Source organism: Spirosoma aureum (assembly GCF_011604685.1).
Classification (GTDB): domain Bacteria; phylum Bacteroidota; class Bacteroidia; order Cytophagales; family Spirosomataceae; genus Spirosoma; species Spirosoma aureum.
This window is the reverse complement of record NZ_CP050063.1, coordinates 6,078,948-6,093,974: the sequence shown is the minus strand read 5'-3', so window position 1 is coordinate 6,093,974 and position 15,027 is coordinate 6,078,948. Positions and strand designations below refer to the sequence as shown.

Annotated in this window: 8 protein-coding genes; all 8 read right to left on the bottom strand. The window is 49.5% G+C overall.

The window, feature by feature from the left end; all coding sequences use genetic code 11:
- Positions 1-4: 4 nt before the first annotated feature.
- Complete coding sequence (locus G8759_RS24215) at positions 5-1,477, bottom strand: RagB/SusD family nutrient uptake outer membrane protein (RefSeq protein ID WP_167213852.1); 1,473 nt, start codon at positions 1,475-1,477, stop codon at positions 5-7.
- 15 nt (positions 1,478-1,492) lie between these two features.
- A complete protein-coding gene (locus G8759_RS24210; RefSeq protein ID WP_167213849.1) occupies positions 1,493-4,483 on the bottom strand; it encodes a SusC/RagA family TonB-linked outer membrane protein in 2,991 nt (996 codons plus the stop codon).
- Between the two features lie 94 nt (positions 4,484-4,577).
- On the bottom strand, positions 4,578-5,825 hold the full coding sequence (gene dgoD / locus G8759_RS24205) for a galactonate dehydratase (RefSeq protein ID WP_167213846.1): 1,248 nt from the start codon (positions 5,823-5,825) through the stop codon (positions 4,578-4,580).
- A 132-nt stretch (positions 5,826-5,957) separates the two neighbouring features.
- A complete protein-coding gene (locus tag G8759_RS24200) occupies positions 5,958-7,313 on the bottom strand; it encodes an enolase C-terminal domain-like protein (protein ID WP_167213841.1) in 1,356 nt (451 codons plus the stop codon).
- A 161-nt stretch (positions 7,314-7,474) separates the two neighbouring features.
- Entirely contained in the window at positions 7,475-9,010 is a 1,536-nt protein-coding gene (locus G8759_RS24195; protein WP_167213838.1) for a SusD/RagB family nutrient-binding outer membrane lipoprotein, read from the bottom strand.
- Between the two features lie 96 nt (positions 9,011-9,106).
- Complete coding sequence (locus G8759_RS24190) at positions 9,107-12,253, bottom strand: SusC/RagA family TonB-linked outer membrane protein (RefSeq protein WP_167213833.1); 3,147 nt, start codon at positions 12,251-12,253, stop codon at positions 9,107-9,109.
- 181 nt (positions 12,254-12,434) lie between these two features.
- Positions 12,435-13,676 carry a mandelate racemase/muconate lactonizing enzyme family protein gene (locus G8759_RS24185; RefSeq protein WP_167213830.1) on the bottom strand — a complete coding sequence of 414 codons (1,242 nt, stop codon included), beginning with the start codon at positions 13,674-13,676 and terminating at the stop codon, positions 12,435-12,437.
- A 56-nt stretch (positions 13,677-13,732) separates the two neighbouring features.
- Positions 13,733-14,773 (bottom strand): LacI family DNA-binding transcriptional regulator, encoded by a 1,041-nt coding sequence (locus G8759_RS24180; protein ID WP_167213827.1) that lies wholly within the window; start codon positions 14,771-14,773, stop codon positions 13,733-13,735.
- Positions 14,774-15,027: the final 254 nt, after the last annotated feature.

Below are 15,027 nucleotides of genomic sequence, written 5' to 3'. Positions count from 1 at the left end.
ACTATTACAAATTCGGGTTGATCGATGTATCCGTATAAGGCAGCGTAAACCAGTAATTTGCCTTGGTGATTGGCTTGATCGGTTGCAGATCGTCGGGGCTTTTGGCGGCATTGGCTTCCTCCACTTTTTCAAGCCGGATCAGGTCAAACCAACGGGTACGCTCGCAGGCAAATTCCCAGGCTCGTTCCTGCACTACCGCATCGGCAAATTGAGCGGCAGTAAGCCCATCGCCGGGTGAAAGTGCTTTAGCTCCTGCTGGTAAACCCCGTAGACGAACCTGATTCAGTGCATCATAGGCAGCCTGGTCAGGTCCACCCGTACCACGCGCTTTGGCTTCTGCATAGATGGTTAACACATGAGGGTAGCGCATCATGACAGATGGCAGCGAGATACTTGACGTAACGACATTGCCTTTGATGTACCATTTTTTGTAGTACGGATGTTTCGTCAGGCTTTGCTCCCAGGGAATTGTGGTAGCACCCAAACCGAACTGAGTCCGGAACGTAGCATCTTTGCGTGGACCTGCTGGGAAGTTTTTGAAGAAATTAAGCTCGGCAAACATATCGTCCCAGCCACCTTCTTCGCCCGGCATTGTGGTGTTGCCATAGGTTGCGTTGGCCGTACCGCTGCCACCCGTAAATCCATTGATCTGAAACACCGATTCCGGAATAATGGCCACCGCCGGATCATTGTCGAAAACAGCCGCGAACGTCGGCATCAACTGAAATCCGTATTTAGTCCGATTGTCGATTACCTCTTTGGCTTTAGCCGCAGCCAGATCGTATTTATCAGCTTGTTTCAGTGGCCAGCCCGCCATGGTCAGATACACATCCGCCAGGAAAGCCTTGGCAGCTCCAGCATTGGGCCGACCTGGATCGCGACGGGTGTCGGGTAGCATCGTTTCGGCTTTTTTAAGGTCCTCAACGATCAGAGCGTATACCTCGGCTGGTGTCGATTTTTTGATGGTGAGCAGATCCGCCGAATATTCACCCGCCAGCACCAGCGGAATGTTGCCATAAAAGCGGGTTAACCAGTAGTAGGAAAACCCACGAATGAAAAAAGCTTCACCTGCAATAATGTCGATCGTTGCTTTGGTTCCGACTGTTTTTGCGTAGTTATTGATTACGTTGTTTGCACCCTGAATCGCTTTATAACAACCATTATAGACCGCACCCGACCGCTGATTCGTGGTTGATACGTTAAACTGATCGAATTCGCGCCAGTCGGCTTTATTACTGGCTGGGTGCGTCGTTACGTCGTCGCTGCCAATGGTAGCGGCATTGGCCGATGGGTGCAGGAACCCGTAGGTCCATTGGTTACCCAGGCCCCGGTAGGCTCCGGTCAGGGCCGATTCCAGTCCGTCCTGGGTCGAAAGAACGTTTCCACCGTATAATAGCCCCGTAGTATCTTCTTCGAGGTAACCTTTACAGCCTGCCGTGAGCATGGCCGCCATTCCAATTATTAATAATTTTTTCATGATTCATCAAAGAGTTTAGAAGCCCAGGTTGATACCGAGAGTATATTGTTTGGCGTTTGGATAAGAGCCATAGTCAATACCGATGGCGGTATCGGTGTTCGAACCTACCCGAGCCGATTCTGGATCTGGACCTTTGTATTTTGTGATCGTAAACAGGTTCGTGGCGCTGGCAAATACCCGGATGTTGGCTTTGTTTTTAAGGAAACCCGTTGGTAAATTGTACGACAGACTTACGTTTTTCAGGCGAACGAAGCTACCATCTTCCAGGAACCGGCTCGACTGCGTGAAGGGCTGATACGTTTTGGTAAACGCTGGTACGTTCGACGTTTCATTGCCTGGCCGGTAGTAATCCCGGATCTCCGACAGAATGAACTGCCGTGCATCGCCAGAACCCGACAGGGCAGCCGCCCGGGTGTAGTTAAGCTTATCGACACCAAATACGCCGTTGAAGAATACGTTCAGGGTCAGTCCTTTATACGTAAACGTGTTGTTCCATCCGCCCGTTGCTTTCGGGAAAGCCCGGCCAATAATCTGAAAGTCATCCGTAGTAATTGCGTTGTCGCCATTGAGATCCTGGTAATGCGGATCACCCGGTACGCGCCCCTGCTTGGCTGCAGCATCGGCTTCGTTTGGCTTCCAGGTTCCCAGATAATTCAGGCCCCAATAGGAACCCAGTGGCTCACCCGGTATAAGCATAAACTCGTTGGTCGTAGACATACCCGCGCCGACGCCCGTACCCTGACCTAGTCGTGGCAGACCACCTAAACTGATCACCTGATTTTTTAAGGTAGAGAAATTCAGATTTGTCTCCCAACGGAAGCTACCAGCTGCCAGTGGCGTGCCACCGATCGAAAATTCAAATCCCTGGTTCTCAACTTCACCTACGTTCCGGGCTTGCGTACCACCACCGGCATAGCTTGGAATCGCTACGTTCAGGAGCAGATCAGTTGTGTTCTTCTTGAAGTAATCGGCTTCAATACGTAGTCGACCATTCAGGAATTCCATTTCCAGACCAACATCGACCTGCTTGGTTGTTTCCCATTTGAGATCCGGGTTACCGGGGTTACCCAGCAGTACCCCGGCCGTAGCCGCCGAGTTGTTGAATGCTGAAACTGCTGTACTATACGTTGAAATAGTAGCGTAGGGGTTAATGGCCTGGCTACCCGTCATACCCCAGCTTCCCCGTAGTTTCAGGTTATTGAATACGTTAAGTTTTTTGATAAACTCTTCTTCGGATAACCGCCATCCCAAAGCTACCGACGGGAAAACACTGTACTTATTATCCTTACCAAACTTGGATGATCCATCGCGCCGGACAGCCGCTGATACCAGGTATTTGTCTTTGTATCCGTAGTTTACACGCCCCAGCAACGACAGCAATGTCCATTTCTGGTAACTCGAAGCCACGGTTGCAGCTGTATTACCGCCGATGTTGTCATAACCTAATTGCGGAAACCGCAGCCCTGACGCACTGGCAGTAAAGTCTCTATTGGTGAATTGCTGTGTCTCCAGAACGGCAACGGCGTTAATCGAGTGATTGCCGATTTTGACGTCGTAATTCAAATTGTTCGTGTTTTGGAGTGTCACCTGCTCCGCCGAATACCGGCTTGCCGTCGGTACGTTGTTCGAGAGCCGCTTACCGTTTAAATTCAGGTTTTGCGCATTCAGGTAATTGACGGCGTACTGCAAATCGATCGTCAGACCTTTGATGGGAAGTTTATAGTTTAACCCACCATTGATGTTGATACCACTACGGTTCGCATCGACTGATTGATCATAGAGGTAATCCAGCGGATTACGATAAACGGAGCCAATTGGGTCCGTAAACGTCGGCTGACCATCGGCACCGTAGGCCGGTGTTGTCGGTGCCCAGGCCAGTGCCTGAACAATGGCGCCACCGTCGAGCGTGTTGTGATTTTGCGACCGCGTACCCCACAGATTCAAGCGAAACGAAAGCTTATCGTTGATCTGCGTATTTATGTTGGTCCGCAGGTTATACCGCTTAAACCCACTGTTATTGACGATACCATTTTGATTCAAATAGTTTCCCGATACCAGAAAGGTTGTTTTATCACTACCACCCGACAGTGTAATCTGGTGTTGCTGGCCACTCCCATTCCGAAACACAAGGCTCTGCCAGTCGGTGCCGCCATTTTGTTTGAACTGGGCGATCTGATCGCTTGTGAATGGCAGGTTGGAGCCAGTAGCCGTAGCCCGGGCATTAACGATTTCGGCAAATTCACCGGCCGGTAATACATCGTATTTTTTGATGACCTCCGACGTACTGAACTGACCTTCATAGTTGACTTTGAGACCTTTCGATCCTTTTTTGGTCGTAATGATCACGACGCCATTCGCCCCGCGACTACCATAAATGGACGTCGATGCGGCATCTTTCAATATCTGAATGGTTTCAATGTCATTGGGGTTGACGAAGTTAAAATCAGCACCAACGAACCCGTCGACGACATAGAGTGGATTGTTACTACCCAATACCGAATTGGCTCCCCTGATTCTGATTCGGGCATCGCCACCCGGAGCCCCATTGGTCTGACTGACCTGCACACCCGCAGCCCGCCCCTGCAACACCTGATCCAGACGGGTAACGGGTTGCTGGGCAAATTCTTTGGTTGAAATAGCCGTCAATGCGCCCGTTACATCGGTTTTGCGCTGTGTACCATAACCAACGACAACCACTTCGTTGAGTGTTTTTAAATCTTCGGCCAACTGGACGTTGATTGCAGTGCGGCCGTTTACCGGAACCGTTTGGCTCACATAGCCAATATTTGAAAAGACCAGGGAGGCATTTCCCGCTGCATTCAGCGAAAAGTTGCCCGAGGCATCGGTGGCTGTACCGAGTGAGGTACCACTAACCTGCACGTTTACGCCCGGTAGCCCCTGATTGTCGGGGCCGGTGACTTTACCAGTCACTCTGGTATTCTGGGCAAAAGCATAGCTCTGGCTCAGAAGCAGCAGAAAAACGAAAAATTTTAGAGTTCTTTCCATGGTAAGGAATTCATTGAATACTGGGAAATAAAGGTTTAACTGTGTTTAAAAAAAGAATAGGTTTTATGGTAAGAGGCTTGTAATCAGGGTAATATTACCAATCCACTACTGATCCGTCGAGGGCATTGTATGTTTCGGGATTTTTCCAGTCGTGGCCGATTTTGTCTTTCATCAGCGCTTCGTCCAGTTCGACGCCCAGACCCGGTCCTTTCGGAATGAGAACTGTGCCGTCGCTTTGTAATTTGAAGGGATTCTTGAGATAGCCTTCACCCAGGGAGACCTGCTCCTGTACCAGAAAATTGGGTACACTGGCTGCCAGATTCAACCCAACTGCCAGAGAAATTGGCCCCATCGGGTTATGCGGAGCAATGGGAACGTAGTATGCTTCGGCCATACCCGCGATCAGGCGTCCTTCCGTAATACCACCGGCATGGCAGAGGTCAGGCTGTACGATGCTAGCAGCTCCTTTTTCCAGAATTTCGCGGAATCCCCATTTCGTGAAAATGCGTTCGCCGGTAGCGATTGGCAAATGCGTCCCTCTGGCAATGTCGACCATCGTGTCTACGTTCTGGGCCTGACAGGGTTCCTCAACGAACATAGGTTGGAACGGCTCCAGCTGTTTGATGAGCACTTTTGCCGTTTGGGGCGAAATGGACCCGTGAAAGTCAATGGCTATGTCCATTTCGGGGCCACCCGCTTCGCGTAATGATGCAAAATTGTCGACAGCGTATTTAATGAATTGCGGATTTTCGACAATGTTGGCGGGGTTCTTTTTGGCAACACCTGTCTTAATCACCGTGTATCCTTCGGCCTTCCGCTTCTTCATGTCTTCAGCATTGCTGGCCCGGCCATAAACCCGAACTCGGTCGCGGGTGGGACCCCCAAGCAGTTCATAAACAGGTACGTTCAACAGTTTGCCTTTAATATCCCAGAGCGCGTGGTCGATGCCACTCAGGGCACTCGTCAGGATGGGGCCACCGCGGTAGAATGCATGACGATAGATAGCCTGCCAATGGTGAACAACCTGCCGGGGGTCTTTGCCGATCAAATAAGGTTCGACTTCCTTAATGGCGGTCTGGATGGTTAGTGCCCGGCCTTCCAGAAGCGGTTCGCCTAACCCATAAACGCCAACATCGGTATGGATTTTCAGGAAAATCCAACGGGGTTTGACCAGAAAGGTCTCAAGTTTTGTAATCTTTACTTTGCTGTAATCGACAAAGTGTCCGGGACTGGCGGCATATGACGTCTGAGGAAGTACCATCGACCCCATACCTGCTACACCCAGTACCGACTGTATGGCCGAACGGCGGGATATGCCTGATTTCTTGTTTGGTGATTTCATTGTTTATTGGGTAAAGGTGTAGCTCATTTAATCGTTTAAGCAAATAGTCAAAACTGAAGGGCTAATAGGAGTAATGTGAAGTGGATTCACTTTGGGCTGAAATCACAGCCCAAAGTGAATCCCGGAAATAAGTTACGGTCTGATAATAGTGCCATCCATCTTGCGCACCTGCCAGTTCGACTTGGTGCTGATGGGATACTTGGCAGCCTCCTTCTCGTTGATGTCCACCCCCAAACCCGGCACCTCATTGACCGACATGTACCCCTTGTTCATCGTCGGACAGCCACTGAAGACCGACTGCGTCTTCTCCGAAAACTGCACCGCTTCCTGAATCCCAAAATTCCACACCGCCAGATCGATGTGCGCATGGGCCGCATGACCCACCGGCGAAACATCCCCCGGTCCATGCCAGGCCGTGCGGATGTTGAACCATTCCCCCAACCGGGCTACCTTCATGGCCGGGCTGATGCCCCCGATCTGGGAAACGTGGATCCGGATGAAATCAAACCATTGATTGACCATCGGCTCCTTGAACTCGTTGATGTTGTTGAACAATTCCCCCATAGCAATGGGCACCGAGGTGGCCTGCCGCAACTGGGCAAACCACTTCATGTTCTCGGGCGAGAAGGGATCTTCGATGAAGAACGGCCGGAACTCCTCTACCCGCTTGATCATATTGATGGCATCGATGGGCTGCACCCGCTCGTGGATGTCATGCAACAGCTCGATCTCCTCGCCACACTCCTTACGAACCACCTCAAACATCTTGGGCACCGATTTCAGGTAGAGCCGCTCATTCATGTAGTTGTCGGTCTCGCCCCCGAAGTTGGCCACTTTGAAATCGGGTTTATCGGCCGTAGCGCCGACGGCACCATAGCCACCCTGCTGGATGCGGATGTATTTGAAGCCATCGGCCATGAATTTTTTGACGCTGTCGGCGGCTGCTTCGGGGGTATTGCCTCCGGCATGGGTGTAACAGGGGATGGCGAACCGGACTTTACCCCCCAGGAGCTGGTAGACGGGCATACCGGCTCGTTTTCCTTTGATGTCCCACAGGGCCTGATCGAGTCCGGAGAGGGCATTGTTGAGGACGGGTCCGTTTCGCCAGTAGGAGCTGACGTAGGCCGCCTGCCACATATCCTCGATGTTATCGACGTCTTTACCGACGCAGAATTCGTTGAGGTAGGTGTTGATGGCGACGATGACGGTAGCGGCTCGTTGGGTGAAGGTGGCGCAACCGAGCCCATAGAGACCGGGTTCGGTGGTTTCGACCTTAACGACGATGAGGTTGGAGCCTTGTGGGGCGGTGGCGATGGCTTTGACGGCTTTGATTTTGACGGGTGCTGCCCCCACGGCGTATCGTGGGGTGGCTAGTTGTTCGCGAGCCTGGGCCGTGGAGAGTCCACCGAACAGGCTGAGGAGTCCGGCGGAGGAGCCCATACCCAACATTTTCAGCGTATCCCGGCGACTTTGATCAAGTTGATTCATAAAGAGAAAAGTAAGAGTTAAAGACTGTGTTCTTGCCGTAGAATTCCGCCCGGAGGTACACCGACGACAAAGGTTCTCTACAGAATTAGTTATCGGTGGGTGTCTACGATGTGTAAGCGCACCCCCAGGCAGCCTTCTGCGGCAAGAAGTTAAAGAGCTGTTTATTTTTTATCCCACCATACGCGCGTATCGAGTGTATTGGGCCCCTGCCGTGTAATCGCTTCGTTCAGGCTGCCCGAGTTAACGACAATCTCACTGTCGGGGTAAGGCATGCGTCGAATGAAATCACCTTTCACTTCAGAGCCGGGATAAGGGTTTTTCTTCAACGCGGGAAAGCCACTGCGCCGGAAATTGGCAAAGGCTTCATTGCCATCTAAGAAACTGGCCACCCAGTATTGAGTATTAATAAGGTCGAGGGCTTTGGCCATATCCAGCGGGTGAGCATCTAAATACGCTTTTATAGTTGCTTCCGGTATGGTTGACCCATAGGACGCCATTTGCTCAAGATTGGCACGAACGCCCTTCGCAAAATAGTCGGCAGCGGTTCCCGACACCCATCCCCGAACAGCCGCTTCTGCCAGCAACAGTTGAACCTGTGCGTAGGTGATATGAAATTCAGGAGCATCGAGCTTCAATACTGTGGTGAGGTTAACCTGCGAGAAATCCCAGAGACTGGCCACGCCATTCTGGGCCAGTACCGTTGTAATCGATACGTCGTTATAGCCCATCGGCATCCCGATCTGTTGCTTCGGATCGGAGGTAGCGCGTGCGTCGACTTGTTCCTGGCCCCCTTTGGCACCTACGTAGCGCACGGCGAAAATAGGCAGTCGGGGGTCGTTGTTTTCTTTCAGGTAATTCACAAAGGGAGCTGCGAGGTAGAAATTGGTTTTTTCGCGGGCGGCTAAGTGATTGGCAATGTAGTTGTTATAGATTGCCGTATGCCGAAGGGTCGAATTGTCGGCGTTGGATTGAAATACGCCACCTGCCACGGCTTTTTTGACATAACTTTCTGCCGTTGCCGGATCAACTTTCGTCAGGCGCATACCTGCCCGTAGCATAAAAGAATATCCTAGTTTTTTCCACTTTGCTACGTCGCCACCGTACAGAATATCGGTAACTACCGGAGTTTGTGTAGTGGTCAGAGCCGCCGAAGCTTCATCGAGTTCCTTCAGAATGTCTTTATAAATATCCTGCTGAGCATCGTATTTAGGCGTGATAATCTCTGTCGTGTAACCCTGTCCTGCCTGAAAGTAGGGGATATCGCCATAGGTATCGGTCAGAATCATGAACACATAGGCTTTCCAGATACGAGCCGCGTTGTAAGTATTCGACTGGAGCGGTTCACCCTTGGTTTGCTCCAGTACAGCCACGAGTTGCTTAAGCACATTGCGGTAAAAATTGGTCCAGACTAAAGGTGTATTGCTACCGTTTACCTGATCGTAATTGGCACCCGACAGCGAGCTGCCATAGGGCGTAATGATCTGCTGAACAATGCCGAAGTTGTAGGTCAGCATACCCAGCGTACCAAACCCATCGAGGTAGTTGGTATTGATAATGGCCTTATTGAGAACCATAGACGGGGCCAGAAATGTAGGGTCTACCTTATTGGTATTTACCTCATCAAAGCCATTATCGCAGCCTGTAAGCAGGCTCAGCGAGAAGACCAGTGCGAGTGTATATTTCAGATATGGTTTCATGATTTGTATCGTTTTTTGTCTTTGTCATTCCGGTGTAGGATAACTATTGAGGGTTGGCCTGCTTTACGATTCCTACCTGAACGGCCTGATAAAAAATTAAAATCTGACATTTAAGTTAAAACCAATGCTGCGGGTAGGTGGCAGACCCGGCCAGAAGTCCAGTCCTACGGCATTGTCTGACGAAACCAGCGCTTCTTCGGGGTCCATATTTTCAGTCCATTTCTTGATAACCAGGACATTATTGGCCACCGCATTAAGTTTCAGCCCTTTGATGAAAAGACGCTGGGGAAGCAGTTTGCTGAAATCATAGCCCAGTGAAATCTGCCGCAGTTTCCAGAATCCGGCATTGAACACAAAATCTTCATTGATACCCAGTGGGTTAATGGATTCGTAGAAAGGCTGTACTGCAGCTTTGGTCTGATTAATTTCCCCATTCGGATTGACCCCGTTGCCAATTACATAACCCACATCCCGGCCGGGCAGCGTCCGTTTCGACAAACCATGACGCATGTAGTTTATGTTACGACCGGCAATCATTTTATGACCCAGCTTGAAGTCAATCAGGGCCGATAGTGATAGCCCACGATAGGTGAACGTATTGGTAATACCGCCGAAGTAAGTTGGGAGGGCATTCCCTACGTTTACCAGGTTGTTGTTGCGGAGCGGCATACCGCTATTCTGGTCAAACACCTGCCGTCCCTGCGCATCCCGCAGATAAGTGAAAGTGTAGAGTTGACCGATAGGCTTGCCAACTACCTGATTCAGTGTCCGGCCACCACCACTGCTTACCGTAATGACGGTATCATTGGGCGACAGACCTAAACGCAGAACTTTCGAGGTATTGTAGGAAACGTTGGCGCTCACATCCCACCGAAAAGCGGGTGTGTTTACGGGCGAAAAGGTCAGCAACATCTCAAGGCCCTGATTCATACTCCTGCCCACGTTGATCAGTTTGCTGGTATACGATGAAGCATCTGAAATCTGAGCGGCCAGTATCTGATCGTCGGTCGTTTTGTGGTAATATGTGAAATCAAAGCCGACCCTGTTGTCAAACAGCTTCAATTCCAGGCCAACTTCGGCTTCCTGAATACGAAGCGGGCGTAGGTTTTTATTTGGAACGACCGTTGCGTTTATACCACCCACCGGCACGAGTTGACCAGCGGGATTGGGGAATGAATTGTTGTCGACAGCGTAGTAGAGCGCGTTTGAATAAGGATCAACGTTATCGGAACCCACCTGTGCGTAGGCTGCCCGTAACTTACCAAACGACAGCCAGGCGGGTAGTTTTTCAAACGCCTGCGAGAACACAAAGCTACCTGTAACGGATGGGTACAGAATGCTCCGGTTAGAGGGGGCCAGCGTCGAAAACCAGTCATTGCGGGCCGTTACGTTCAGGAACAGATAATCCCGGTAAGAGAAGGTTGCGGCTCCAAACAGGGAATTGATTTTTTTCTCGGAAAGGGCATAGATTGGATTTTTGATCCGGCCATTAGCAACCGTATATAGACCCGGATTTACGAAATCCTGCACCGTTACGCTGTTGTAGTCATTACGGGCATAGCGTGCGTTACCCCCTAAGGTTATATCCACGCCAAACTTTCCGAACGTTTTATTGCCACCAAGAATAAAGTCTAAATTTCGTTCGGTATTCTGACGTACATCCTGTGTATATGAGCCATTTACGAAGCCAACCGGGGCTTTGGCAATTGGAGCGTATCCATTGGGAATATTATAATCCTGATTGCGGATGAAAAAATCCTGGGCAACCCTTGCCTGTAGATACAGCCAGTCGGTAAACTGGTATTTCAGGGCCACATTGCCGAACAGACGGTCGCGCCGGATGTTCTCAAAGTGGCGGCTCATGGAATAGTACGGGTTATTGCGTACCAGAAAGCGCGAAAACACAAACTCATCGCCGTTGGCCTCGGTCTGATTATCCCGCAGGGCCTGGAAAGGCATGGAGTTGGCCAGTGTGAAAACCACCGTCGATACTGAAAAGTCCTGCGTATTCAGCTGGGGTGGGTTGATGTTATTCTCCTTTGAGTAATTAATGTTTCCAGAAGCGGTCAGCTTACTCGTGATATTCTGGCTGAAGCCCAGATTGATCACTTTGCGGTTGAAGGTATTGTTCTCCATAATCCCCCGGTTGTCGGTGTTACCAAACGAGAGGCTGAAACCACCGTTTTGGCCGTTATTTGCCACGGTTACGGTGTTGGTGAAGTTGGTGCCTACACGGTAGAACTGCTTCACCCGATTGTATACCGGCTCATAGGGATAGGTTTTGTTATCGAACAGCACCTGCGTCATGCCCGGTTGAAACTTCTCCCCAAAACTCCACACGCCCGATGTTGGCCTGGTGGTGGTTGGCCGTTTCCCTCCTTCGCCCTGACCGTATTCGTACTGAAAATCAGTAAAATCCAATGGCGTATCGGTGGTGAAGTTCGTGTTGTATGTTACACCAAATCCTTTACCAGCCCCCCGGCTTTTGGTCGTAATCATGACAACGCCGTCTTTGGCGCGTGATCCATAAAGGGCTGCGGCCGTGGCTCCTTTCAACACGGTCATGGTTTCAATATCATCGGGATTAATGCTGGAAAGGCCGTCGCCCCCATCTGAACTGTTGTTGGGGAGGCCCGTTGTGGTACGAGGCCCAAAATCACCACCAAGGGAAGAGTTGGAATTGTCGATCGGAACGCCGTTCACAACGATAAGCGGATTGTTCTGGCCGCTAAAGGACGACTGACCGCGAATCCGGATCTTGGCCGTTCCGGCTGGCCCCGTTCCCATGGTAGTGATGTTTACACCCGCCATTTTCCCTTGTAGACCGCTCACGAAATTGGGTGTTCGGTTGACGGAAATCTGTTCGGCATTGACAGTGGCTGTTGCATAACCCAGTGTTTTGGCCTCTCTCTTGATACCTAATGCCGTAACGACTACTTCATCAATGGCTTTTGAATCCTCGGCCAGTTGCACATTAACTATCGATCGATTATTGATCGGAATGGTCTGTGTTACATAGCTGATGTACGAAAAAACCAATGAGCCAGTGCCAGGGGCATTAATTGAATAACTTCCTGTTGCATCTGTTGCCGTACCTACAGCCGTACCTTCCACCAGGACGTTAACACCTGGTAGCCCCTGACTGTCGGGACCAGTCACTTTGCCGGTTATTCTGTTTGTCTGAGCCAGGGCAATGCCACTGCTCAGAAGCAGAAAAAAAAGAAATACTAGAGCTTTGTTCATGTGTAGTAGAGATTGAGGTTAAAGGAAAAGGGTAAAAATCATCCACTTATATCAATGATAAATATTGATATAGTTCAAAATTTTAAAGGCTCTAAAAACAGCTACCTGGCCCAACTAAGGCGTTGGGTTTCAGTAGCTATTTACTTTTCTTTTTCAGGTTGTCGTTAAGCGTACTATACGGTTACCAATTGTGGATGGCTCCGTCGGGGCTTTTTAGAACAGGATGGGGGAACTGAGTTTTGGCAGTAACCTCCATAACAAACGTTGCTTTCTTGGGGTCGAACTTGACACCCAGTCCTGGTTCTGGATTCAGGTATAATTTACCGTTTTTGAAGTTGACGAAATCCTCGTTGAAGTAGGCAGGACGTTCTGGTTCTCCGCCACCCAGTTCCATCAGACAGCGGGTTGGGCTGCTGGAACCAAGTACATGCACCAGCGTGGCCGTTGAGAGCGGGCCGGTAAAGTGCGGAATCATGCCAACGTAGTGCGTTTCGCACATAGACGCCAGTTTCTTAAATTCAGATATACCGCCCGTATTGGGAATCGTGAAGCGAGTATAATCGATTAAGCGTTGCTCAATGAAGGTATTACTGTCCCATCGATCGCCGAATTGTTCACCAACGGCAATGGGTACTGTGGTCATCTGCCGGACGGTTTTGTAAACGTCCGGATTTTCGGAGCGTACAATGTCTTCGACGAAATAAGGCTCCAGATTCTCGAGGGCTTTGCAGATTTTTATGCCTTCGGTGGTGTCAAACCGGGTGTGCAGATCAATAGCCCATTTACCACCTCCCCCAACAGCCGCATCGATTCGTTTGCATAGCTCAATGGTCTTTTTAGCATTATCGTAGAAATCGAACGGGGTTTCGCCGTTTCCGCCCGTTGGTCCGATCCGGTAGGCTCGCAACCCTGCTTCTATACAATCTCTTGCCCGTTCTTCTTCCGTTTTTGCTTTCGATGCCCGAAAACCAGTCGCGTAGCATTCGACATAGTCTCGTGTGGCTCCTCCCAGTAGTTCATAGACCGGAACTCCTAAGGCTTTACCTTTAATGTCCCACAAAGCCATTTCCAGCGCACCGAGTGCATGTAATTTCTCACGGCCCGGTGGGTAAAACATACCCCGATAGACACTCTGCCAGATATGCTCGATGCGGAATGGATCTTCGCCAATGATCATTTGAGCGCATTGCTCGATCATATCTTTTGAGCCACCTTCGCCAATACCGATGATGCCGCCATCGGTTTGAATCTCAACAATGCCACGTGCCTGATTGAAAAGCGGTTTGTTATAACCCGGTGCACTGTAGTACCGAATCTTGGTAATTTTTAATTTGGGTGCACTCTGAGCCAAACTTGCTGGCAGACCAGCCCACACGGCAGTTGAGCCTACTAAAGCAGATTTAAGAAAAGATCTTCGTTGCATAGGAGGGATTAGGAATTTATTGTCAATGGCTTAATCGTTTAAGCAAATGGGTAAATTTAAGTCGAGACAACAGGTTTAGCCGTTGAAGACGCGCGTTCTACTAATTCGGCTTTCATTAGTATTTGTGCGGGTTCGTTTAGGTTGTTTTTCAATTTTTTGACCAATAGTTCAACGGCTGTCTGGCCCAGCAAGACAATTGGCTGTTTGAGGTAAGTGATCGGGCAATAGTATAATTCAAATACTTCTGCCTGCCCAAAACTGACAATAGCCAAATCGGCTGGTACGTTCAAACGCAATTCGTTAATATATTTTAATCCATTGATTGCCAGGCTATAAGTGGCAAATAGGATCGCATCAACCGGGCGATCTGTTGCCAGCATTTCATCAATGGCTGCTTTTACTCCATTTTCAATTGTATTGATTCGAACTTCCTTTAACCAGGACTTTTGAAAGTGTCGGTTATTATCTCTCAGCGAATCCTTATAGCCCCGTATCCGTTCCTGCATGTGGAACATCTGCGAGTCGTAGGCAATCATTCCGATGCGTTGATAGCCATTCCGAATCAAATGGGAACACGCTTCATACGACGCTTTATAATGATCCGTAGATACAAAATCAGTGGGTATCTCCGGGAAATATCGATCTAAAAGAACAAATGGTATATTCTTGTCTTTGAGGTAATGAATCTGTTCCTCAGAATTTTCGGCGGAAACTATAATAAAGCCATCAACCTGTCTATTGATCAACACATTCAATAAATCCCGCGATTTACCTGCGTTTTCGTCGGAACTACCAATAATGACCGTATAGCCATTGTGCTTTGCTTCATCTTCAACCACCCTGGCTATGTTGGCGAAGAAGGGGTTCGATATATCGGCGATAATGAGGCCGATGGTATGCGTTTTCCCGCTTCGTAAACTTTTGGCAAGGTGATTAGGCTGGTAATTCAATTCGGCCGCGATCTTCTTGATCTTTTGGGCAATTTCATGACCAACCCGGCTCTCTTTCTCCTTTCCATTCAGAACATAGGACACTAGAGCGGTAGAAACCCCTGCTTTTTGTGCTATATCCTTTAACGAAGTTTTTTTAGTACTCATTTAGTTTTTACGGCTTTCAAATCTATGCTTAATCCTTTAAACAAAAAAGAAATGAGTGGAATTTTTTAATATATATTTAATTAATAGCACTATTAGTATTCGTCTGACGATGAACCTGACGACTAGAGAAAGTCAGTTGCTCCTGACTTTTGGTGCGTAACGTTTCACGAGCTGTTCCTGACGCTTCCCGATTGTTTTTAGCAGCCTCACGATTTCTGCCCTTTCGATCAGGGGTTGTAGCACCCCAATTTTGG